The following is a 25,213-nucleotide window of genomic DNA, read 5'->3' on the forward strand; positions in this document are numbered from 1 at the left end:
TCAGGACGACAATTAGGTGCTAACCGAAGGAAAGAATAGTTCACCAATTACCTTCCCAAAGGAGGATAAAATTCTGTCGATTGCATAGTTTCTATCTTATCCTTATTCGAGACATAGTCGGGGCACATTCGAACATCTGTTTGAAATTATTTTATCCATTTTGCGAATTTTCGGAATATGCCTCGAATAAGGTCAAATTAGTCTCAAAGAAAAAAGGATTGAAATCGGGGAGATTTCAATCCTTAACTAACCAATTATTAACCTAAATTATGAATACTATCTTATACTCAAAACCTATGCCAAAAAATCAAACCTATAATTTTTTTGCTCAATTTAGCTTAGGAAGCTTAAATACCGATCATTAATGATAATTTTGTCCATGCAACATTTGAACACCTATCTAAAAAATCTGAACATCGAAGCACTAAATCCTATGCAGGAAGAGGTATTAAAAGAGTTCAGTACATCCCGTGACCTTGTACTCCTATCTCCTACTGGTTCTGGTAAGACACTAGCATTTAGTTTGTTATTGTTCAAATTATTGGGTGACAACATCAGTAAAGGTACTAAAGCCATGATCGTTGTGCCTACTCGTGAGCTAGCATTGCAGATCGAATCGGTTATCAAGCAAATGAACAGTGCTATCAATGTTGCCTTATTATATGGCGGAAACAACAGCCAACTGGAGAAAGATAAAATAAAACAGCAACCTACTTTGATCATCGGTACTCCCGGAAGGATCATCTATCATATCGACCGCGTTCCTGCACTTTTGGAAGGTTGCCATACATTGGTATTGGATGAATTCGATAAATCACTGGAATTAGGATTCCAGGACCAATTAAGCTATATCGTCAGGGCATGTAGAGATGTGAAGCATAAGATCCTGACATCTGCAACAGATATGGAAGAGATTCCAGCGTTCCTGGAATTGAATGACCCAATTAAATTGGATTATGTAGATAACCACGGTTTAAGACCAGACCTGACTTACTATAGGGTCATGAGCAGTACTAAATTAAAACTGGAGTCCCTGTTCAAATTGCTTTGTAAAATTGGGAACGAACGGGTTTTGGTTTTCTGTAACCATAGGGAAGCTGTAGATAATATTTCCGAGATATTGGAAGGGAAAGGGATCGAGAGCATACCTTACCATGGAGGATTGGAACAGTTTGTCCGTGAGTTGACAATCATTAAGATCAAGAATGGCAGCCAGAACATTTTGGTGACCACGGATTTAGCCGCGAGAGGTTTGGATATCCCTGAAATGAACCATGTGGTACACTATCAATTCCCTTATAAGGAGGATGAATTTATCCATAGAAACGGACGTGCAGGCAGAAATGGACAAAAGGGCTATGTATATGGTATCCTGACCGATGAGGATCGCGCAGCTCATTATCTAGAAGGTGCGGAGACCCTTGAATTGGATGGCTTCTATCCTATTCCTGAAGAACCAGAATTTAAGACCTTAAGGATCAATGCCGGGAAGAAACAGAAGGTCAACAAGATCGATATCGTAGGATATATCTTGAACTTACCCGAGATTAGCAAAGATGATTTAGGTTTGATCGTAGTGAAACCTCATGATTCCTATGTGGCTATCCGTTCAGAAGTCGCCAATAAGGTTGTCAAAAATGGCACTAACGGTAAAATCAAGGGACAAAAAGTCAGGATAAACCTAATCTAATTTCTTGATATACTGCAGGATAATATCGGGTACAAGGTGACTGATATCTCCATTGTTTTTCCAGATATCGCGAACAATAGTAGAAGAAATATGAGCCTCTCCGCTCCTGCTTACCAAAAAGTAAGTCTCGATCTGAGGGGCCAATAACAAATTGTTCTGAGCAATGATATTTTCGTAATCGAGATCGGTACCATTTCGCAGACCCCTTAAAATAAAATTAGCTCCAATAGATTCACAGTAATCAACGGTCAGACCATTATAGAATTCGACCTCCACTTGATCATTGTCTCTATAAAGGTCCGTAATCGAAGATCGGCGGCTTTCTACATCCATCATTCCCACCTTGGAACTATTTACACCAATAGCAATATATATCTTATCAAAGAGAGGCAATGCTCTTTTTATTAAATCCTGATGGGCAATGGTGAAAGGATCAAAGGATCCTGGAAAGACAGCTATTTTCATAATTATTTAGAATAAAAGCTAAATGAGGAATTCCCATATTGCCTGGTTTCGACAAAATTGGGGTGATCGATCATTTTGCGGTTACTAGGATGTTCAACAATCAAAAGACCTCCATCCTTAAGGAGGTTATTTTCAAGAACCATGGAAGCCAACATCGGCAATTGACCTAAATCATAAGGAGGATCTGCAAAAATCAAATCATAGCTTTCCTTATCCGCTTTAATAAACTTAAAAACATCAGCCTTTCTGGCCTTGATCTGGGAAAGATCTAATTTTTTAGAAGTCTCCGTAATATATAGGACACATTTTCCATGCAAGTCAACAGCATTTACCTTCTTAACCCCTCGAGACGCCAATTCAAAGGATATATTACCTGTTCCAGCAAATAAATCTAAGCATTCCAGTCCATCAAAATCAATCCTATTGTTCAAGATATTGAACAGGGCTTCTTTTGCAATATCCGTCGTTGGTCTTACAGGAAGGTTTTGCGGAGGGTTTAACCGCAGTCCGGCAGCCTTTCCTCCTATTATTCGCATGTAGGTAAATCTATTAAGTAGCTTTTGTTGTAATCCTCTGATTCATCATCTAAAGAAACAGCTGGTTTACTTGCCGAAATTTCAATCAGTTCGTTAGAATAGGTTCTCAGTTTTTGAATAAAGGATTGGTCTGCATGGATAGCGGAATACAGGACTTTATTAACCTTTCCTTCAATTCCAAAGTTATCGAAGATGTTCAAGATAAAGTAACTCAGGTCATCATCGCTTACAATCTCGAAGGTATTATAAAACTTGAACTGACCATTTATAAATAGATAGATATCAGCTGAGTTATCATCAAAAACAACACCTAACACATCGCCTTTTAAAGGGATGAATTGTCTGGCCTGAAGCAGATTGAGTTTAAATTCAGGCACAAATTTAGCGTCAGGAAAAAGTGTTTTCCATCGGTGTTGCAACAATACATCCGATTGGTAAAATGCCTGGATTTGCAAGAAATCGATCGAAGTGCGGTTCATTTCCTGAGCCGGATTCTCCATAAATTCCTGATATTTATCCAGATCTACTTCTTGATAAAGATCATCCGGTACAAAAGTCAGGTTATGGCTTGGAATACTGACATAAACATTTTGAAAGGGTAAGCTCAATAATTTGAGTGCCTCTTCAGAAGGATTATGGCTTTCAAAGTTCATGTACAGCAAAAGTTGATTGTCTTGATCTAAAACATATAATTTATCATACTGATAATTTGCTTTAACGATCAGGGTGTATTGCGTTATATAATGAATATGAAATTGTTTTGAAGTATAATTCATTCTTTGCAGATGGTATAAACACAAAATTAGTTTTTAAAATTGGATTGACCAACCTTTTGGATAACTTTGGGTTGTGCAGATAAAAAACAGCCTTTTACAACAGTTTTCACACCAAGCAACGCAACAGCAGGAACAGGTATTTGCCCTACTGGGGGAATTTTTGCATACCTTTTCTGAGGAATCATGCTTTATACTAAAAGGTTATGCAGGTACAGGAAAGACCAGCATCATCAGTGCATTGGTCAAAACGCTTCCAAAATTCCAGAAGAGATCTGTATTATTGGCACCGACTGGACGAGCTGCAAAGGTGATGTCCTCCTATTCGGGCAGGAATGCACTGACCATCCATAAAAAAATCTACAGAAAGAAGAATGCGGTTTCTCTGGACATGCAGTTCAGTTTAGCTGAAAACATACACGAAAACACGCTTTTTATTGTTGACGAGGCATCCATGATCAGCAATGAAGGCCATAGTATGTTTTCCAATGGACTATTGCATGACCTGATCGAGTTTGTGCAATCCGGTGAGAATTGCTGCTTGATGCTGGTTGGTGATACGGCGCAGCTGCCACCCGTAGGCTTGGAACAGAGCCCCGCATTGGACGCTGAATATATGAATGCAGAATTCGGTTTGCAGATATTCACCTATGAAATGACCGATGTGGTCCGTCAGGACAAAAATTCAGGAATTCTCTATAATGCCACCAAAATCAGGAATGAGATCCGATTGGATGAGGAGTTTGTAGAATACAGCTATCCTCAGTTTGTCACCAAAGCCTTCAAGGATATCTTTCGGATGAATGGTGAGCGGCTGATTGAAGGATTGCACTATGCCTATGATAAATTTGGCATCGAAAACTCCATGGTCATTTGCCGCTCCAATAAATCAGCAAACCTTTATAATCAGCATATCCGAAACCAGATCCTCTTTAGAGATGAAGAAATTACCGGTGGTGACATCATCATGGTGGTCAAGAATAACTATTATTGGTTACAGGACAACGATGAGAAGAACACTGGGTTTATTGCCAATGGGGATATGGCAGTCATCAAGAAAGTAAGTAATGTACATGAGATGCACGGCTTTAGGTTTGCCGATCTCTACCTCGAGTTTATGGACAACAATGAAGGGGATGCAATCCGATGTCGGGTCTTATTGGATAGTCTATATGTAGATTCTCCAAATCTTCCTTACGAGCAACAACAGAAACTGTATAACAGTATCGCTGAGGATTATCAGGATATTCCTGCCAAAAAAGATAGGATGGATTCCATCAAAAAAGACCCCTATTACAATGCCCTACAGATCAAGTTTGCTTATGCGATAACCTGTCATAAAGCCCAGGGTGGACAGTGGCCATTGGTTTTCGTTGACCAAGGCTACATGAACGATGAAATGCTGAACACGGAGTTCATGCGCTGGTTATATACGGCCATCACCCGTGCAACCCAAGAGCTATTCCTGGTTAATTTCAACGAAAAGTTTTACGAAGCCTAATCCTATCAAAAATAATACATGATAGCTTCTTTTTTGGGTCAATAATTGGATATTTTCGCTGAATCAAATATTGACTAAATTACTCAAATGAAGCATTTTTTAACCTTTGTCCTATTGCTAAGTTTTACAATTTCTCAAGGACAAGAAAAATCTACCTTAACCAAACCAAACTACCAATTGGCTTCTAAGTTTTCACCAAGCAAACTTAGTAAATTGATCTTCTCTACAGAGGTCAATCCCAATTGGATAAATTTTGGTGATAAATTCTGGTACGAATACAATAGTCCATCTGGCAAAAAATGGTACCTGGTAGATCCAAAAACCAAAAAGAAGTCTGAATTATTTGACCATGCTGATATGGCTTCCAGAATCACTTCCATTGTCAAAAACCCATTTGATGCACAGCATCTAGAAATCAGGAACCTTCGTTTCATGGATAATGAAAACCTGATTCGATTCGAAGTACAAAGCACAAAGGATACGCTAAAAACAAAAGAAGAAATCCAAAAGCTGACGAACAAGAAAGATACCATCAAAAAGAAACTGTATTATTTCGAATATAACATCAGCAACAGCAATCTAAGGGAATTAGGTGAAGACAGTAAGGAAAAGACCAAACTGTTCTGGGCAAATTTCAATCCGGATACCAGCAGGGTTTATTATGCCAAGAACTATAATCTATATTGGATGGATTATAGCAATTACCTAAAGGCCCAAAAAGATGAAAAGGATTCCACGATAATTGAGCATCAGATCACCACAGATGGTGTACAATACTATGCCTGGGGTGGGGATGAATACAGTGTCACGACAGGTGATAAGAAATCCGAGGATGAAGAGAAGAAAAAAAGAAAACCTGTTTGGATCAATTGGTCACCTAATGGAAAATATTTCACTTTGACTCGCAAAGATAACCGAGAATACAGCGCATTATGGGTGATTAACAATGTAGCAGCAAAACGCCCTACCTTGGAAACCTACAAATACCTGATGCCAGGTGAAACCGATTCAACTGAAGTTGAGCTTTATTTATTCGATAGTAGCACATTAAAAGCAAAGCAGATCAATGTAGCTGCTTTCAAAAATCAAACGATCAGCAACTGGAATAAGGACAGAACAAAAGAAAGCTACAAAGGCAAACATTACATCAACTATTGGTTGGGGAACGATGAAGAATTCTATATAGCCAGATCCAGTCGCGATTTGAAGCGTATAGATATTGTTGCCGTAAATGTGAACGGAAACAGCAGAACGGTATTAGAAGAGCGTTCGAATGTTTACCAAGATATCAAAAAGCCTTATTTCGTCAATAATGGCAGTCAATTTATCCATTGGTCCCAGAGAGATGGTTGGGGACATTTCTATCTGTATGATAAAAATGGAAGAATGATCAATCAGATCACCAAAGGTGAGTTCCACTGTGACGATTTGACCCGTTACAATGAGGAATCAGGAACCTTGTACTTCAAGGCGAATGGTAAGGAAAAAAACATGGATCCTTACTATTCGTATTATTACTCCGTAAATAAGAGCGGTGGTGCGATAAAATTATTGACCCCGGGAGACTTCGACCATCAGATCGTGAGCAGTGAAAGCAGTAATTACTTCATTGATAATTATTCTAGGGTAAATACAGCTCCAGTTAGCAACCTATATAATGCTAACGGACAGCTGATTATGAAACTGGAAGAAACCGATTTATCAAACCTTTTCGCTGCAGGATATAAGTTCCCAGAGCCATTTAAGGTTAAAGCTGGAGATGGGATAACCGACCTATATGGCGTGATGTACAGGCCATTCGACTTTGATTCAACCAAGACCTATCCTATCATTGAATATGTTTATCCAGGACCACAGACTGAAGCAGTAAACAAAAGCTTTGGAAAATCCATGGACAGGATCGACAGATTGGCACAGATGGGTTTTATCGTGATCTCAGTAGGTAACCGTGGCGGACATCCCTCCCGTTCAAAATGGTACCATACCTATGGTTATGGAAACCTTCGCGATTATGGATTGGAAGATAAAAAGGTCGCAGCTGAACAATTAGCCGATAAATATCCGTTTATAGATATCAGTAAAGTTGGGATTACTGGGCATTCAGGCGGAGGTTTCATGTCTACGGCTGCTATGTTGGTCTACCCAGATTTCTTTAAGGTGGCTGTTTCTGGTGCAGGTAACCATGAAAACAACATCTATAATCGTTGGTGGAGCGAAAGACATCACGGCGTGAAAGAAGAAATCAGTGCAAAAGGCGATACCACCTTTAGCTATAATATCCAACGGAACACAGAACTGGCAAAGAATTTAAAAGGAAAATTACTGATCGTAACTGGGGATATTGACAATAATGTGCATCCAGCGAATTCAATCCGCATGGTAGATGCTTTAATCAGAGCCAATAAAAGGTTTGATTTCCTATTATTGCCAGGCCAAAGACATGGATTTGGCGATATGACCGAATATTTCTTTTGGAGAATGGCAGATTACTTCAGTCAGCACCTTTTAGGCTCTTCTGAAATGAATGAGGTGGATATGATGGAAATGAATCGGGAAAAACCACTCAAATAAAATTCCATTTTAATATAAACAGTTTTTATCCTTATTTTATGATCCATTTTAGTGGGTAAAATATGAGCGAAAAAACTGAAGATAAATTTAAAGAAGCCCTAATGCATTTTGGGGCTTCTGATTTAAATAAGGAAATTTTAAAGGTAATCAGCCTAGATCAACTTCTTCAATGGAGTATAGAAGAGAATAATCCCCGCTTATGTTTTCGCAGTGCCTGGGCAATGGAACATATCCTGTTGAAGAACCCAGAACACTTTAATGCTATCTATAAAAGATTGATCATAAATTACCGAGACCTGAAAAATTGGAGCAGTTTAAGGAGCTATACTAAGCTATTGATGTGGCTTATATCAAAATCCAATACAAGTATCACCTTAACTGAGAAAGAAAGAGAAATAATCCTGGCAAAGAGCTTTGCCATCATTGACCTGAACGATTGTCCTGTTGCTGTAAAGGTCAATGCCTTCGATATCCTGTATAGGTTAATCCCTTCTTTTGAATGGGTTGCGAAAGAATTAAAGCTTATCATTGAACTGAGCCTAGAAAAAGAAAATACCCCTGCTTTAAGGAGTAGAGGTACCTATATCTTAAATAGATTAGCTAAAATGGGATTAAAATAAGGTATTCCCTTTATTGAAATGTGTCTTCCCCAAATGCTTAAAAGCTAATTCCGTACATTCCCTTCCTCTTGAAGTGCGCATGATATAGCCTTCTTGGATCAAGAATGGTTCATACACTTCTTCAATGGTCCCTTCATCCTCTCCCACGGCGGTGGCAATGGTTTTTAGCCCTACAGGTCCACCTTTGAATTTTTCGATAATGGTACTTAAGATACGATTATCCATCTCATCCAAGCCATGTTCATCCACATTCAAGGCATTAAGGGCAAATTGAGCGATGGCTTTATCAATAGATCCATTTCCTTTGATTTGTGCAAAGTCACGTGTTCTTCTCAAAAGAGCATTGGCGATCCTCGGGGTTCCTCGACTTCTTCTGGCAATTTCATAAGCCCCTTCTTCTGAAATAGGAACCTTTAATATCTGGGCAGAACGCATGACGATATCCGTCAATAGTTTGGAATCATAATATTGCAACCTGGAATTGATTCCAAAACGAGCCCGTAGCGGTGCTGTCAATAAACCAGAACGTGTCGTTGCTCCCACTAAGGTGAAAGGATTTAGAGAAATCTGCACAGAACGTGCATTTGGACCCGTTTCGAGCATGATGTCGATTTTGAAATCCTCCATTGCGGAATACAGATATTCTTCAACCAAGGGGCTTAAACGGTGTATCTCATCAATAAAAAGAATATCTCCCTCTTCAAGATTAGTCAATAGCCCAGCTAGATCGCCCGGTTTATCCAATACAGGTCCTGAAGTTATTTTGATCCCTACGCCCATTTCATTGGCAATGATATGGGATAAGGTAGTTTTACCTAATCCGGGAGGGCCATGTAACAGTACATGGTCAAGCGCTTCGGCACGGAGCTTAGCTGCTTTAACAAAGATGGAAAGGTTCTCCAATATCTTAGCCTGACCGGTAAAATCTTCGAAAGTCTGCGGACGAAGCACCCTCTCCAAGTCTTTATCAGTCGAGGTTAATCTTTCAGGATTGGGGTCAAGGTTTTCATTCATATCTTAGAACACAAATCTTTAGTGAACAATTATCTCTCGTAATTCTTAAACAAGCTATTTATTTTCATCTGGATAACTCCAAAAAAAGCTTCTTTAAATATCTTGGTGCTCATTTTTGAGGTACCTAAGGACCTATCTGTAAAAATAATAGGAATTTCCACAACATTGAAACCATATTGTATGGCCGTGAACTTCATTTCAATTTGAAAGGCATAACCCACAAACTTTATTTTGTCTAAAGGTATGGTTTCTAGAACCTCTCTCCTAAAACAAACAAAGCCTGCTGTAGCATCCTGGATTTTGATCCGGGTAATCAACCGAACATAAGCTGATGCAAAATAAGACATCAAAACCCTGTTCATAGGCCAATTTACTACATTTACACCCTTAATATATCGGGAACCAATCGCCATATCGGCAGCGCCTGTTTTACAGGTCTCACGCAGACGGATCAGGTCATCTGGATTATGGCTAAAGTCAGCATCCATTTCGAAGATAAATTCGTACGAACGCTGCAAAGCCCATTTGAACCCATGGATATAGGCTGTACCTAATCCCAATTTACCTTTTCGTTCTTCGATAAAGAGCCGATCAGCGAATTCAGTAGCCTGAAGTTCTTTCACGATATTTGCAGTTCCATCCGGAGATCCATCATCAACGATAAGGATATGAAAATCTACTTCTAATGAAAAGACCTTTCGTATGATTCGTTCTATGTTTTCCTTTTCGTTATATGTAGGAATGATTACAATGCTATCTGACACACCTTAAATTTTGATGGCGTAAAGTTAAGCAATTAGTCTCAAACAATTGGGTTCGGTACCAGAAGATATTGGGGGATTGAACCAGGATGCAAGTGATTAGAGGATGGACCAAGATCTATTCCGATGGTCGAGCGGGATCTGGGTTTCGCTCGATATCCGTTGAGACCAAACACAGGATTAATTAACACATACAAAAAAGCCGGATGATTTCCCACCCGGCCTTTGATTAATTGTTGAATTAAATATTAATTTACGCCATGCATTAATTTCTTAATGTATGGAGATAGAATAATCAAGATTGCACCTGCGATCAAGGAATATAAGCCCAATTGCTTATAGCCTTCGGTATATGTCAATAGCTTATCCATCAAAGATGCACCTTCTCGGGCTTCGGCCATATTGGCTCCGATTAGACCCGCAACGTATTGCCCATAGGCACTGGCCAAAAACCACATTCCCATCATGATCCCTTGTAGTTTAGCTGGGGATAATTTGGTCATGATGGATAGACCTATTGGTGAAAGACAAAGCTCCCCTATCGTAATCACCAATAATGCCGCTGTAAAGATATCTAGGGAAGTCATGCCTTCAACTGCAAAGAAACGCGTAGCGAACAGCACATAATAGCCCAAGCCAAGGAAGATAAAGCCTAAACCAAATTTAATAATGGTATTGGGTTCGATTTTCCTTTTCGCTAACCACAACCATAACAGTCCAAACAGCGGTGCCAAAATAATAATGAAGAATGCCCCACCTGAGTTATTGACTCCATTAGGGTCCAAACGGAAAGCTCCGCCTGCCACAGAATCATTTAGGTTATTGGCGGCAAAGATGCTCAATGAACCTCCACTCTGTTCGTAAATACCCCAGAATACAATAGAAAATAAAATGAATATCAATGCGGCAAGCAATTTATGGCGTTCCTTTTTCTCGACTTTGGACATCTCATAGAAAAGATAGATCAAAGTCAATGGACCAATGGTATACATAAAATAGTCTGTGTACTCGGTTTTGGAGACCATCACTTGGATCAAGGGCACGAAAATCAAGGTGCTCGCATACACTGCATATTCCACCCATTTTGGGAGGGGCTTAGACTTAACAATAGCGTCTGGATGTCCAGGTTGCAGACCAATCGGTCCTAACTCATGCTTGGTAAATTGGAAATTGATCAAACTGATCAACATACCTAAGGCAGCAAGACCAAAAGCGACATTCCAACGGTAAGCCTCATCAATGACAGAACTCAACATGTACCCCTTTCCAATAGCAACACAGATGTATCCACCTAAAAATGCACCTAGGTTAATCCCTGCATAGAACAGTGAAAATCCGGCATCACGGCGGTTGTCATTATCCTTATAGAGCTCCCCTACCATGGTTGAAATATTTGGTTTGAAGAATCCTGTACCTATAATGATAAAGGCCAAACCAAAGAAGAAAAATTGGTGGGTATCAATTGCTAGTAACACAGACCCCACGATCATCAATAATCCTCCAAAAAAGAGGAATTTTCTGAAACCTAGGATTTTGTCTGCGAAGAGACCCCCGATGAAGGTAAAGGCATAAACAAATGCCTGTGTAGCTCCATATTGAAGATTGGCTTCCTTTTCACCAAAATTCAGTTGTGTAATCATAAAGAAGACCAACATCCCGCGCATTCCGTAAAAACAGAATCGCTCCCACATCTCGGAAAAGAAAAGTCTCCAGATCTGTTTCGGATATTTGCCTTTAAAATCTTGAATCTCCTCAAGAGTTCTATGCGCCTCAGTAGCCATTATATTAATTGTATTAAGATTCTATTTTACGCCATGCATCAGCTTCTTCACGATTGGGTGAAGCAACATCACGATAATCCCAGCTCCGATCGGCACAATGGTAAATATCAAGAAAAATGTACTCAAGGAGTACTGATTGGTGATAATTTCAATCTGCCCACCAATAATGGCCGCTAATTTATTTCCGATTGCCAATGCCAAATACCACATCCCGAACATAAATCCGATCATCCTAGCTGGTGCAAGTTTGGAAACATAGGACAGACCTACCGGTGAAAGACAGAGCTCGCCAAGGGTATGGAACATATAGGCCAGAATCAACCAGACCATAGAAACCTTTACGCCTTCTTGAAGTCCATTTGCACCAAAGGCCAATAAACCAAAACCTATCGCCATGACAATCAAGCCCATTCCGTATTTTACGGTTGCTGGTGGATTATATTTGGAATCCCATATTTTAGACACAAAATTGGCAAATGTGATGATAAAGAAGGAATTCAGGATGGAGAACCATGAAACCGCAATCTCTGAAGATTCGGCAGTGAACTCACGGTACAGCATCCATAAGGCTAAACCCCATACTGCTGTAAAACAAATCACCTGAACTATATTGGAAAGTGGTGCTTTGCCAAAAGTCTTTTTGGTTAGCATGGTGACCGCATAGGTCACGAAAATTAATGGAACGATAGTCAATAAGCTATTGACCACATTGAAAATAGTCAGGGAATTTCCTGATAAACTTCTATCGACACTATCCCGAGCGAAAATGACCAAGGAAGAGGCACCTTGCTCAAAGGACATCCAAAAGAAGATCACAAAGAACGCAAAGATAATGACAGCAATCAATCGGTCTCGGACAACTTTTGTATATCTGGACAATCTTGAAATAACAACAAACAGGAAGATGATCAATGCTGCAAATATGGCAACATTTTGGCCAGCCATAGATCCCATCTGAAGACTTGAGAAGATATCAATGCCTGAAATCTTAGATAGTGGGTCATTGAATGCATAACCCAATCCTAGGATGGTCATGATAACAATCAGGAAGATATCTAATTTTGTAAATGGATTTGGTTTATCATCTGGATTTGCCAAGGCTGCAGCTTCAGCTTTTTCAGCTTTTATCTCTGCCGTTGGCTTATCTCCAACCTTTCCGAAGATTGGCTTGGCATACCAGAACTGTAATGTTCCTAAAAACATAAAGATACCTGCTAAACCAAAACCCCAATGCCAACCGACCTTTTCCCCTAAATAACCACAAAGCATCATACCAAAGAAAGCGCCTGAATTCACCCCCATATAGAATATGGTGTAGGCAGCATCTTTCTTCTGAGGGAACTTCTTGTACATCTCGGATAATATGGAGGTCATATTCGGCTTAAAGAATCCCGTACCGACAACCAATGCTCCGAGACCTAGATAAAGAAACAGCGGCGTATCAAAAGCCATGAACAGGTGCCCTAGGGTCATGATGGCAGCCCCGATAACGATGGCATATCGATACCCCAAATACTTATCGGCTAAAATACCACCAAATATGGGTGAGATATACAGCAACATGGCATAGGTACCATATAATGCACCGGCTTGGACTGGATCCCAACCCCATCCGGAAAATGGACTACCTGAAATAATTGCACTGGTTAAAAAATTGATAAGTAACACGCGCATTCCGTAGAAGGAAAAACGCTCCCACATTTCTGTGAAAAACAAAACAAATAAACCTGATGGGTGACCTAATACAAGGCTTCCATCGATTCCCTGTTTTTCTAATTCTTCTGAAAAAGAAGCATCTGAAGCTTGACTCATAAACTGTAATTTCAATCAAACGCTAAGTTTGAATTTGTAAAAATAAAAAAACTTTCAGGATTCCTTAGGATTCAATGCTAAGGTTAAATTTTCTTAAGGCCTCTAAGGGTCTATTATTTTGAATGAAAAAAGCCGAATGTTGTTAGGATTCGGCTTTTTATATTTGTTTCAAAAATTATTCAAAATGAATTAAAATCTTCAATTAGTGGATGCCGTGCATCATTTTCTTTAATTTACCATTAAAGATCAACAATAGGATAGCAACCAATATAGGAAGAGCTGCGATGATCAAGAAGAAAACTGTCATCGAGTAAGTTTCGGTAATCTTATCAATAAATGAACCGGTCATACCTGCGATAAAGTTTGCAATCGCAGAGGCAGTGAACCATAATCCAAATAACAAACCAGCAAATTTCTTAGGCGAAAGCTTACTTACATAAGAAAGACCTACCGGCGATACACATAATTCTCCAGTTGTATGAAAGAAATAGGCCAAGATTAACCAGATCATGCTCACTGAGGCTGTCTGCGCACCTGAAGGGATAGACATCGATCCATATGCCAAAGCAAGGAAACCTACGGCTACCAAGATCAATCCGAAAGCAAACTTCACTGGACCTGAAGGATTCCATACCTTTTCCCATAATTTAGAAAAGGAAGAAGCAAGCGTGATAATAAAGAAGGAGTTCAAGATCTGGAACCAAGAAACTGTAACTTCTGTCGTTTCAACAGAGAATTCCTTATTCACTTTCCAAATACCCAATGCCCAGATGATAGCAAAAGAGATGGCTGTAAAAATTACGGTCAAAGGATACTTGCTGAAAATCTGTTGTGATAATTTGAAAAGGACATATGTTACGATCAGGATCGGGAATATGGTCAAGGCTGCATCTACCCATTTAAAGATCTCACCGGTATCCCCATCAAGGACACGTTGGGTGTAGTTCTTTGCAAAAATGGTCATCGATCCACCGGCTTGCTCAAAGGCAAAGAAGAAAAAGATACTGGCAATCATCAATACGGCTACCACTACCAAACGGTCTCTAACCACGTTTTTAGGCGTATGGTCTTCTTCCTGAATGTTGTGGACATGTTCTTCTGGTGAATGAACAGTACCTGGTTTTTCACCGATTACACCAAAGATCTTTTGCGCGAAATAGAATTGGATCATACCGAAGAACATAAATACCCCAGCTAATCCAAATCCGTAATGCCAACCCTCTTTTTCACCGATATAACCACATAATAACATTCCTAAGAATGCACCTGAGTTAATACCCATGTAGAAAATTGTATAACCTGCATCTTTTTTCGCAGATGTATCTGGATATAACTGACCTACCATGGATGAAATATTTGGTTTGAATAGACCATTACCTAAGATCATCAAGACAAGTCCGACATAGAAAAAGGATTGCGAAGTCCCTTCGAGAGCCATTGAGGCATGACCTAGGGTCATGATTAAGGCACCTAAAAGGATGGCTTTACGGTAACCGGTCAACTTATCGGCAATCATCCCTCCTATTAATGGTGTCAAATAAACCAAGCCTGTATACCAAGCATACAATTCCATGGCTTCTTTATTGCTCCATCCCCAGCCTTGCTTAGAAATTTCAGTGATTAGGAATACGGTCAGAAGGGCTCTCATTCCGTAATAACTGAAACGCTCCCACATCTCAGTAAAGAATAGGACAAATAGACTTGCAGGATGTCCCATTACCATTTTGTCGTCAACTCCTTGTTTGGCAAGGTGCTGGACCAACTCTTGGTCTTTTTCTTGATTCATCGGTTATTGATATTTACGTTAATTAAGATTTTTTTAGAACAATATTTTTTACGGATAGCAAATTAACAAATTTTTATTTACAATTAATACTAAGTTAACAGGCCTATCGGTATTTAACATTCAATTGTTAAGATATCAATTTCAGCCAAAAGTTTAATCAATCCACTAAAGTCCTATTAATTTTTTTAATGAAAGATTTAAATGAAAACAATCCTTCTGTTGATATTTTTGAAACGCAACACAAATTAGAGCGTAAAAAAGGTAAAGAATCTATACTTTTTTAGAAATAAATTTATTTTTCTTGTTTTTAGAATTTCAATCAAAATCAAAAGGCAGTAACAGCGAATTCTCGGAAAATAAAAAATAAAATAGTTGTGTAAACAATTTATTACGATGCTACGACAAAATATGGAATTGGTTAAATCAAATAAAAAAGAGGCAAGAATATAAATCCTTGCCTCTTTCTATCATATTCTTGACTATTATTTGAATTTCTCCAATAAAGCCTTTGTTAATTTGATTCCTTCGTCTTCAGAAATCTTATCACCTTCAAATTCGATACCTACATAACCATTGTAGCCAGCGGATTTAACGATCTGCATCATTTTGGCATAGTCGATTCCCGTATCATTACCATTCGCATCGAAAGCATGAGATTTAGCACTTACGCCTTTAGCATACGGCATTAAGTCCTTAACCCCTTGATAGCGGTCGTACTCATAGAAGTTACCGAAATCTGGTAAACTACCACAGTTTTTCTTACCTACAGTTTTCAATACATCTGCCAACCAATCACCGTGGGAAGAAATTCCACCATGATTTTCAACGACTACAGATATCTTACCTTTTTTTCCATAATCAGCTAAGGTAGACAAGCTTTTAACCACTTGTTCCTTAACTTCTTCTTTAGTTCCTTCACCCGCAGCATTTACACGGATGGCATGACATCCTAGGAAATTAGCGGCATCGATCCATTTGTAATGGTTCTCTACAGCCTGCTTGCGTTTAGTTTCATCACGATCTCCTAGACTTCCTTCCCCGTCCACCATGATCAATACGTTTTTCACGCCATTGTCCTTAGCACGGTTATTCAAATCTTTTAAGTAAGTCATATCCTTAGCTTTATCCTTGAAGAATTGATTTACATATTCAACTCCATGGATACCAAAGTTTTTTGCTGTATACTCAGGAAAATCAATATTTTTCAAATCCCCTTTGAATAGTTTTTTATGTAAAGACCATTCCGCTAATGAAATTTGAAACCAGTCTTTCTTAGCAGCGAATACATCTAGCGAAGGTGCTAATGTTACTCCAGCTGTTACTAGACCTAAGTTTCTTAAAAACTCTCTTCTTGAACTCATGATTTTGTTATATAAAGTTATTAGATATTAGCCCATCCAGAAGTCAATACATCGACAAGATGCATGGTCTTAATGGGAAGTTGATTTTTTTCAATATAAGCCTGCAATTGCAATAAGCAGGACGAATCAGTAGATATAATATAATCCGCCTTGACATCCAGGGCGTTTTGAACTTTCTGTTCCGCCATGGCCGTCGATATTCCTTCAAATTTAACCGCAAAGGTACCACCGAAACCGCAGCATGTTTCCTGATCTCTCATTTCTACGATATCCAATCCACCTACATGGCTTAATAAGCGCCTTGGTTCATCCTTGATCTTGCACTCCCGTAATGCAGAACAGGAATCATGATAGACCGCTGTCCCGACTAATTCTGCCCCGAAGTATTCCTTCTGCAAAACATTGACCAAGAAATCACTGATTTCAAAAATATTGCGCTGTATGGCCCTGCACTTATTGTGCTCAATGGAATTGGTAAAAAGATCATCATAACCTCCCCTAACCATTCCCACACAGGATGCCGATGGACTGACGATGGGATGTTCTTCATGAAAGTCATTCAGGAACTTCTGGCCAATTTTCTTGGCATCATCCCAAAATCCGGCATTATATGCTGGTTGTCCACAACAGGTCTGATCGGTATTGTATATGACCTTGCAACCTGCCTTCTCCAATAGTTTCACGGTGTTAAAGGCTGTTTCAGGATATAATTGATCAATAAAACAAGGGATAAATAACTCTACTTTATGCATTAATCGCTTTCAATAATCTGTAATTTATTAAATTTTAAAACACGAAACAACAACAAAAACCCGATGATAAAATATACAGACAGGAACAATGCCGAATATCGAATGTTTTGCGTGATCTGTTCAATGATACCAAAGCTGAATAAGCCGATCACTATGGCTACCTTCTCCGAAACATCATAGAAACTAAAGAAGGATGTGGTATCTTCAATATGTTCTGGGATAAGCTTAGAATAGGTCGACCTAGACAAGGACTGTATCCCTCCCATCAATAATCCTACAGCAAAGGCCATTCCGTAAAATTGATATTCCGTAGTCATATAGAATGAGGCACAGCAAATCAGTATCCAAAAGAACACCACAACAAGCAAAACCTTGATGTTTCCAAACCTTTTGGCTGCAACAGACATGATGTATGCCCCACCAATTGCTACGATCTGTATCAATAAAATGGATGCAATCAGTTTACTTGCACCTAAATTCAACACTTTTTCTCCAAATGCCGCAGCAACGATCAATAGCGTCTGAATTCCCATGGAATAGAAAAAATAGGCCGGTAAAAAGGTCTTGATGGCTTCGATCTGTTTTATTTGTCCCAATACACTGCTGAATTCCTTCTTCACTTTCGTAAAGAAAGGCAAGCGCTCAGAACCTACAGTAGGTCTATTTCTTGGCAAGAATCGGAATGGAATCTGTGCGAACAGCAACCACCAAAGTCCCACCAATAGAAATGAAAATCTTGCAGGGAAAGAAGCATCGCTGATCCCAAACCACTCTGGTTTAAAAATAAACACGAAACAAATGATCTGAAGTGTCACACATCCAACATAGCCATAGGCAAATCCCTGTGCACTGACCCTATCCTGCTGATCTGGCGTAGCAATAATAGGCAGGTAGGAATTATTGAAGGCTACTCCGCCAATATAGCCCATAGCAGCTATTGCATAGCAGAAGATCCCCCATTCCAAGGTATTTATCTTAAAGAAAAACAATCCCATGCAGGCAATGGCACCGATATAGGTAAAGAGCTTCATGAAGAACTTACGCTTTCCTGCCGCATCAGAATATGCTGAAATAAACGGCAAGCCTAAAGCCATCAATAAATAAGCAATGGAAAGTGCGAAATTGGATAGTGCAGTATTAATGACCTCAATACCAAAAAAGGAAACCGTGTCATTGGTTTCCGGATTTTTTGTGATGGCCGTATAATATACTGGAAAAATGGTGGAGTTTATGACCAGATTATAGGCAGAATTGGCCCAATCGTACATGGACCATGATCTGATTAATCTTTTATCATTCTTCTTGAATATTTTCATAAGATTTGCTTATGCGAATATACCATTTGATTTTAGAACTGGTTTAAAAATTTTCGTAGATATGGGTAACTATCCGTACCATTTCCTTGCGAACTGGACTTGAACTCCCCAAGTAATTATTGTTCAGAAAAGAAAAAACATAGCGCTTACCTCGTTTGGTTATGATATAACCACTCTGACAGTGAACACTGTTGATTGTTCCTGTTTTAGCCCAAACAAAGGCCTTTCCTCCCGGTGTTGGGTAAACATTCTTTAGCGTGCCTTCTAATCCTCCTGCCGGAAATAAATATAGCTTGGCGTTCTCATCACGGACTTCATTACTGATCTGAAGCAAAACCTCCACCATACTCCTTGGTGTTATTTTATTGTAACTCGACAAACCGCTACCATCTCTCAATTCAATGCTATCACTTAATTTGCTGTAATAGGTGTCAGTCATATATTGGCGCAGGTCTTCTGTTTTGAAGCTATTGTATTTCAAGAAGGATGCAACCATGTTTAGTTGCTCAGCCAAAAAATTATCACTTGGAAGCATCATTTCACGCTCTACTGCTCTTTTTTCTACAGAATTATAGATCTTGAAATCTTGAGGCAGCTTCTGATTTACCAATCCGACATCCTTTTTCAAGGTATCCTGTAGCAATAGCACCAAAAGGCTATCACTAGGTCGGAAAGGTTTTTCATTGACATAATTCTTAGGCAAAGGAAGCTCATTGATTTCATAGCTGTTATTCTCCATTGCTCTATGTATTCTATATCGAGTTGTTGTATCAGATAGCTGCTTTACATCGCGTTCGAAATAGGTTGGGAATAATCTGAGTCTGCCATCAACCTCCCTAAACTGCACAACATTACCATAGATCGGAAAAGGAAACAGTTCTGGTTGGTAGTAGAATTCATAGTCTTCGATCGACCAACCGTTTCTGTAAGTTGGTTCTTGCGTAGGAGAACTTGAGTAGAATAGTTTTTTCTTGCTGTTTTTTAAGAAGTTATACACTCTTCCATTATCTAACCTTGGATGTAAGAAGCTAGGATCACCGGTTCCCCAGAAAATCAAGGAATCACCACGTTCAACATATGCAATCCCTGGGATAGAATCACCAATGAGCTTTAGGGAGGCAAATAAAGTGAAGACCTTGGTATTTGATGCTGGAGTAAAATGTTTGTCCTGATTATGGTTGTAAACAAAGCGTTGTTGATCGACATCGTAAAGACTAAAGCCGTAGTAATGCTTTGGTAAAACGGTTGATTTTTGGAATTCATCATTTAGGTTGAGGGTAGATTGCGCTTTGGTTGTCAAGCAGGCCAATAACCCCATTAGGATTAGTATGCTTCTCATATTGTAAACATAATCATTGTTTAGAATTTAAGGAAGTATGAAACAAAGATTTTATAGAAAAAGAGAAGGGCTGATCTTTCGACCAGCCCCATCTTCTTTTATTGAATTAACCTAATAGTTCTATTTTAAAGCACCGTTGCTACGGTCGATCTCTACCTGAGGAACAGGCCAGTATTCACTGTTTGCAGAGAAGGTTAAACCTTTGTATGCAGGCAGAAATGAACCTTCAAATGTTGAATAGCTTTCTAATACTGATTTAGCTACTCCCCAACGTACAAGGTCAAAGAAACGGTGTCCTTCCATTGCCAATTCGATGCGGCGCTCCGTTCTTACGGCAGTACGTGCATCAGCTTGGGATGCAAAGGCTGGATATGGCTTCACGTTATATGCTGCGGCATTGGCACCGGTTCCTGTTTTCTTTGCAGGAAGCGTAGCAGCACGCTTACGAACATCATTCACCAATTTCAAAGCTCCTGGAAGGTTATTTGCTTCAACCTCACATTCTGCAGCCATCAACCACACATCAGCTAAACGGATGATATTCACATCCAAACCGGTAAGGTAATTGGCTCCCGGAGCTGCATTGGTAGCAAATTGAGATACAGGGATCATGGTTTTGATGGTTACAAAAGGTCCAGCGTATTTAGCGTCACGGATCCATGCATTACCTGGCATAATTCCATAGTCCAAATATGAAACACCTCTACGACCAACGGTATAATCTAAACGCGGGTCGAATTTCAAGTTCACATCTAATACGTATGAATCTGTTGGGTTTTTCAAATCGGAAAGGTATGGAGTAGCACGGTAAGCGGTAGTTGATAATGGAAGACCATTGGCATCTACCTGGAATGAATTTACCAAATCAATAGTTGGTTGATAGAATCCACAACATCCTACTGGTGAACTTCCATACAGACCGGATAACATATCTCCTACGTTGGAGTTATCAGCAGCACCATTGGAATTGATGGCGTGTTTTGAAACCATCACCACTTCAGGTCCGTTTTCTTTCGTTACATCAAAGTTATTCCAGTAAGGCATGGTCGTGATATCCTTACCTGCCATAACCTCTTTAAACAAAGTCAATGCCTGAGCGTATTTCTTTTGGTATAGATAAAGCTTACCTAAATATGCTTTTGCAGCATTTTTGTCCATACGACCAAACTCATCTTTGATTTTGGTAGCTGGCAAATTAGCGACCGCAAATTTGAAGTCCTCTTCAATAGCCGGAGTAATATCCTTGTCATTTGGAATGGTCTGTGCTTCAGCAGTAGTCGTTGCTTCGGTAATGATTGGGACATTTCTAAAGATCCTCCATAGGAAGAAGTTGTAATGGCCTCTCAACATTTTTGCCTCAGCTTCGATTTCCTTAGCTCGCTCGGCAGAGATTTCCTTTGGCCCCGCTTGATCCGCTGCAAGTAACTTCAAAGTATTGTTACAGCGTAAAATCCCTTCAAAGTATACTTGCCACATTTGGGACAGGTTGTCATTTGTACTGATCGCATTATAGGTTTCGATCATGTTCATTGGTGTCTGGTCGGTAAGCTCCGAACCTTTGTGTGCATTGTCTGAAGCAACTTCACCAAATAGCCACTGGCTAGGTGCAGAAGCATAGTTGCCCCAAGTGCCACTTACATTACCATTTAAGATACTGTATGCACCGATCAGCGCACCTTCCACACCATCTTTATTCCCTACCTGAGGCTCAGACAACTGGCCTTGAGGTAATTTCTGTAAAAATTCTTTTCCACAGGAAGTAACAAGTAGCATTCCCGCGCCTAAAAGAATCATTAATTTATTTCGTTTCATGATTGTTCTATTTAATATTCTCTACCTACTAAAATCCTAAATTAAGTCCAAATGTGTACTGACGAGCCTGTGGATATACCCCAAAGTCAACACCCAATGCTGGGTAGGCAGATGGAGTAGCTGAAACCTCAGGATCTAAGCCTTCGTATTTGGTAATCGTGAATAAGTTGGTAACACCTAAATATAATCTTAACCTATTGAATGTAGTGTTCTCACCAAATAGCTTTTTAGTTGGTAAGTTATATCCAATTTGGAAATTCTTAAGCTTCAAGAAACTACCATCCTGTACATAATAAGAGGATGTTGCGTATTCCATCGCACTTGTTTTGTCAGCTGGATTAGGTAGAGATGGGATATTGCTACCTTTGTTTGATTCACTCCATGCATCTAATACCCTTACGCTCTTTTGTCCGCGGAATACCCCGAAGTCTGTAAAGTAACGAGTAGCTTCATACAGGTCATTTCCTTGGGAACCATAGAAGTATAACAATACGTCAAAGTTTTTGTAAGCAGCGTTAATATTCAATGAATAAGTGAAGTCTGGGTGTGGATTACCAATAATTGTTCTATCACCTGGGTCGATCTCACCGTTTCCATTTATGTCTGCATATTTCAAACCTCCTGGTCTTGCATCATCATATGAAGGTGAATTATTTACATCATCCACACTTTGATAGATACCGGTTACTTGATAACCATAGAATGAACCGAATGGCTGACCTTTCTGTAAGATTGAAGTTTCCATAGAACGGAAGGCACCGTAGTTAACCTGTGATACGGTTGGAGCTAATGCAACCACTTCGTTTTTATAGTTTGAGAAATTAGCAGCTAAATCCAAAGTAAATGGTTTCTCTTGTCTGTGTCCATAGTGGTAGCCCAAAGAGAACTCAAATCCTTTATTGCTCATATCACCGATATTTTGGTACGGAGAGGCAGCTCTACCTGCAGCAGCAGCTGGAAGTGGAACCAAGAACAACATATCAGTTGTTTTCTTGTCAAACCAGTCGATCGATCCGTCTAAATCACCGTTCAATACCGTGAAGTCCAAACCTACGTTCAATGATTTAACCTGCTCCCATTTAATATCTGGGTTAGAGTAAGAGTTTTGCCAGATACCATTCACTACACCATTATTGATCGGGTATGAAGATTCTGTCAAGGAAGCTAAATATCTGTTCAAATACTGGAATCCTGGGATACGTTGGTTACCTGTCACCCCGTAACCTGCACGAAGTTTTAAGTCAGTTAACCATTCTGCGCTTTTAGCAAACTCCTCTTGAGAAATACGCCATGCAGCACTTACCCCTGGGAATACCCCGTATAAATGGTTTTCACCGAAATTGGATGAACCATCACGACGAGCAATTAAACTCAATAAATAACGGTCTTTGTAAGCATAGTCTGCTTTTCCCATCAATGAGAACATACTTCCAATTGAACCTGAACCATTATTGTTGAAGTTCGAACTACCTGCATTTAGATATAAATAGTCTAAACTGTTCATGATAAAATAACCATTCCTACTTCCATCAATACCGCGGTTTCGGTTTTTGATGGCCTCAGTACCTACCATTACGTTAAGACTATGATCTTCACCTAGATTAGGTTTGTAGTTTAACGTATTGGTCCAAGTCCATTCTGTGGTATATCCATGGTATTCACTCATACCGTTATTGAAACTACCTTCAGAGAACTCTGGGTTTGGATAAGTGTAACTTACGCCATTGTAGTTTTCATATCTCAAACCGAAGTTAGAGCGTAATGTCAAACCATCGATGATGTCGTACTCTGCAAATGCATTACCGAAGAAGAAATTCGAACGGTTCATGTTATCCTTAGCGCGATAAGCTAAAGCCACTGGGTTTTCACCGTTTCCTAAATCCTTACCAAATGAACCCGCAAAGTTTCCACCCTCATCATACACTGGGATAATGTTCTGGATACGGTAAGCGAATCCCAATACAGATCCTTCTCCCTGATAACCACCCGCAGTATTTGGGTTAACACCCATACCATGACCTTCTGTATAAGCATAAGAAAGATTTTCACCAAATCTTAGTTTCTTATTGAATGCATTGAATTGGGTATTGGTCCTTACGTTATAACGACGGAAACCGGTATGAATAATACTACCTCTTTGATCAAGGTAGCCTCCTGAGAAAGCATATTGAGAAGTTTCATTTCCTCCCGTGGCAGCTAATTGATACGATTGGATTGGAGCAGTTTGCGATAATTCATCAAACCACTTTGTACCTGCTTTATTGGCTTTAGTAATTTGATAGAACGATGCACGATCTTTAGCAAAATAATTGTACTTGTTCATGTCCGCATCTGCTGCTGTCACATCCCAGTTGGTTTTAGAACCGGCCAATAGATAGTCAGGAAGCTGTAAACTCGTTCCATTGAATTTATTGTCGATATCCAAAATCTGCTGAGGAGTCAGCATCTTGGGAAAGGAGCCCTTGTTTGGAATACCTGCGCCTGCATAGGCATCTAAGGTGATTTTGGTACTTCCTTCTTTTCCAGATTTGGTCGTCACGATTACAACCCCGTTGTTCGCACGGGCACCGTAGATTGAAGCTGCAGAAGCATCCTTCAACACCTGCATACTTTCAATATCATTTTGGTTCAACCAGCTCAACTTGCCTTCATAAGGTACTCCATCGATGATGTACAGTGGTTCGTTGTTGTTAATGGTTGAATAACCACGGATACGGATTTGAGGAGTTGAACCTGGAGCACCGTCATTGACAATCTGAACCCCTGTTGCACGTCCTTGCAAAGCTTCAACGGCACTACCTGCAGGTTGAGACTTCAATTCCGACACGTTTACAACTGCAACGGATCCTGTCAAATCTTTCTTCCTTTGCGTACCATAACCAGTTACAACCACTTCTTCCAGATTACTGCTATCTTCTGTAAGCGTAATGGTAATGGGTTGAGTGGTAGAGCTGATCGTGTAACGAGCAGAAGCAAAACCTACATAGGAAATGATTAGGACATCGTTTGCTTGCGCATCGATTTCAAAATTTCCAGAAGCATCTGATGAGGTACTCGACGTCTTGCCGACGATTTTAATGGTAGCTCCAGCAATTGGCTCTTGAGTTGCCTGGTTAATAATCTTACCTTTTACTGGACTTTGCATCGCATATAATGGATGCATAGCGATTTTATTCCAAATTGAAACTTCTGATGCGGAGACACTGCTCATCGCGAGCACGCCCATTGAAATCAGAAGTCCATTTTTTAGCAGTCTTTTGGGAATAAAAGAATTGCTATGGAACTTCATTGATCTTCCCATAATAGAATTTGTTAGTTAGTTT

At 39.6% G+C, this 25,213-nt stretch carries 18 protein-coding genes; 4 read left to right on the top strand and 14 right to left on the bottom strand.

From position 1 onward, the window contains the following. The first annotated feature begins 379 nt into the window (after positions 1–379). Positions 380–1,690 carry a DEAD/DEAH box helicase gene (locus NMK93_RS10785; RefSeq protein WP_254527239.1) on the top strand — a complete coding sequence of 437 codons (1,311 nt, stop codon included), beginning with the start codon at positions 380–382 and terminating at the stop codon, positions 1,688–1,690. Here the strand turns inward: NMK93_RS10785 and coaD are convergent. The 3 genes from coaD to NMK93_RS10800 are packed head-to-tail and all read right to left on the bottom strand — an operon-like array spanning position 1,682 to position 3,467. Continuing rightward, on the bottom strand, positions 1,682–2,155 hold the full coding sequence (gene coaD, locus NMK93_RS10790) for a pantetheine-phosphate adenylyltransferase (RefSeq protein ID WP_185212185.1): 474 nt from the start codon (positions 2,153–2,155) through the stop codon (positions 1,682–1,684). The two genes, NMK93_RS10785 and coaD, sit on opposite strands and share 9 nt — an antisense overlap. A 2-nt stretch (positions 2,156–2,157) precedes the next feature. Continuing rightward, on the bottom strand, positions 2,158–2,691 hold the full coding sequence (rsmD, locus tag NMK93_RS10795; RefSeq protein WP_185212186.1) for a 16S rRNA (guanine(966)-N(2))-methyltransferase RsmD: 534 nt from the start codon (positions 2,689–2,691) through the stop codon (positions 2,158–2,160). Further along, the gene (locus NMK93_RS10800) at positions 2,682–3,467 is read right to left on the bottom strand and encodes a DUF3822 family protein (RefSeq protein ID WP_254527240.1); all 786 of its coding nucleotides are present in this window, start codon (positions 3,465–3,467) and stop codon (positions 2,682–2,684) included. The genes rsmD and NMK93_RS10800 overlap by 10 nt, the downstream gene beginning before the upstream one ends. Before the next feature lie 73 nt (positions 3,468–3,540). On the opposite strand from NMK93_RS10800, the gene NMK93_RS10805 reads away from it, so the two are divergent. From NMK93_RS10805 to NMK93_RS10815, 3 genes are all read left to right on the top strand, one after another. Beyond that, on the top strand, positions 3,541–4,965 hold the full coding sequence (locus tag NMK93_RS10805) for an ATP-dependent RecD-like DNA helicase (protein WP_254527241.1): 1,425 nt from the start codon (positions 3,541–3,543) through the stop codon (positions 4,963–4,965). Positions 4,966–5,052: 87 nt separating this feature from the next. After that, the gene (locus NMK93_RS10810) at positions 5,053–7,536 is read left to right on the top strand and encodes a DPP IV N-terminal domain-containing protein (RefSeq protein WP_254527242.1); all 2,484 of its coding nucleotides are present in this window, start codon (positions 5,053–5,055) and stop codon (positions 7,534–7,536) included. Between the two features lie 62 nt (positions 7,537–7,598). Further along, complete coding sequence (locus NMK93_RS10815) at positions 7,599–8,156, top strand: hypothetical protein (RefSeq protein WP_254527243.1); 558 nt, start codon at positions 7,599–7,601, stop codon at positions 8,154–8,156. On the opposite strand, the gene ruvB is transcribed toward NMK93_RS10815, so the two are convergent. The 11 genes from ruvB to NMK93_RS10870 form a co-directional block, all read right to left on the bottom strand. Continuing rightward, positions 8,148–9,170 (bottom strand): Holliday junction branch migration DNA helicase RuvB, encoded by a 1,023-nt coding sequence (gene ruvB / locus NMK93_RS10820; RefSeq protein ID WP_185212191.1) that lies wholly within the window; start codon positions 9,168–9,170, stop codon positions 8,148–8,150. The two genes, NMK93_RS10815 and ruvB, sit on opposite strands and share 9 nt — an antisense overlap. A gap of 29 nt (positions 9,171–9,199) precedes the next feature. Next, entirely contained in the window at positions 9,200–9,934 is a 735-nt protein-coding gene (locus NMK93_RS10825; protein WP_254527244.1) for a polyprenol monophosphomannose synthase, read from the bottom strand. Positions 9,935–10,179: 245 nt separating this feature from the next. Next, positions 10,180–11,712, bottom strand: coding sequence for a peptide MFS transporter (locus NMK93_RS10830; protein WP_254527245.1), 1,533 nt, complete (start codon positions 11,710–11,712; stop codon positions 10,180–10,182). Between the two features lie 21 nt (positions 11,713–11,733). Then, positions 11,734–13,524 carry a peptide MFS transporter gene (locus NMK93_RS10835; RefSeq protein ID WP_254527246.1) on the bottom strand — a complete coding sequence of 597 codons (1,791 nt, stop codon included), beginning with the start codon at positions 13,522–13,524 and terminating at the stop codon, positions 11,734–11,736. Between the two features lie 202 nt (positions 13,525–13,726). Next, entirely contained in the window at positions 13,727–15,310 is a 1,584-nt protein-coding gene (locus NMK93_RS10840) for a peptide MFS transporter (RefSeq protein ID WP_185216367.1), read from the bottom strand. Positions 15,311–15,792: 482 nt separating this feature from the next. Further along, positions 15,793–16,671 (bottom strand): sugar phosphate isomerase/epimerase, encoded by an 879-nt coding sequence (locus NMK93_RS10845; protein WP_185216369.1) that lies wholly within the window; start codon positions 16,669–16,671, stop codon positions 15,793–15,795. A 20-nt stretch (positions 16,672–16,691) separates the two neighbouring features. Next, positions 16,692–17,423 carry a (Fe-S)-binding protein gene (locus NMK93_RS10850; RefSeq protein WP_185212197.1) on the bottom strand — a complete coding sequence of 244 codons (732 nt, stop codon included), beginning with the start codon at positions 17,421–17,423 and terminating at the stop codon, positions 16,692–16,694. Continuing rightward, positions 17,423–18,739 carry an MFS transporter gene (locus NMK93_RS10855; RefSeq protein ID WP_254527247.1) on the bottom strand — a complete coding sequence of 439 codons (1,317 nt, stop codon included), beginning with the start codon at positions 18,737–18,739 and terminating at the stop codon, positions 17,423–17,425. Before NMK93_RS10855 ends, NMK93_RS10850 begins: the two co-directional genes overlap by 1 nt. A gap of 43 nt (positions 18,740–18,782) precedes the next feature. Beyond that, entirely contained in the window at positions 18,783–20,078 is a 1,296-nt protein-coding gene (locus NMK93_RS10860; RefSeq protein ID WP_254527248.1) for a D-alanyl-D-alanine carboxypeptidase, read from the bottom strand. A 120-nt stretch (positions 20,079–20,198) separates the two neighbouring features. Beyond that, on the bottom strand, positions 20,199–21,890 hold the full coding sequence (locus tag NMK93_RS10865; protein ID WP_254527249.1) for a RagB/SusD family nutrient uptake outer membrane protein: 1,692 nt from the start codon (positions 21,888–21,890) through the stop codon (positions 20,199–20,201). A 28-nt stretch (positions 21,891–21,918) separates the two neighbouring features. After that, on the bottom strand, positions 21,919–25,191 hold the full coding sequence (locus NMK93_RS10870; protein WP_254527250.1) for a TonB-dependent receptor: 3,273 nt from the start codon (positions 25,189–25,191) through the stop codon (positions 21,919–21,921). Between the last annotated feature and the right edge of the window lie 22 nt (positions 25,192–25,213).

The sequence above is a fragment of the Sphingobacterium sp. LZ7M1 genome (assembly GCF_024296865.1).
In the GTDB taxonomy this organism is placed as follows: Bacteria; Bacteroidota; Bacteroidia; order Sphingobacteriales; family Sphingobacteriaceae; genus Sphingobacterium.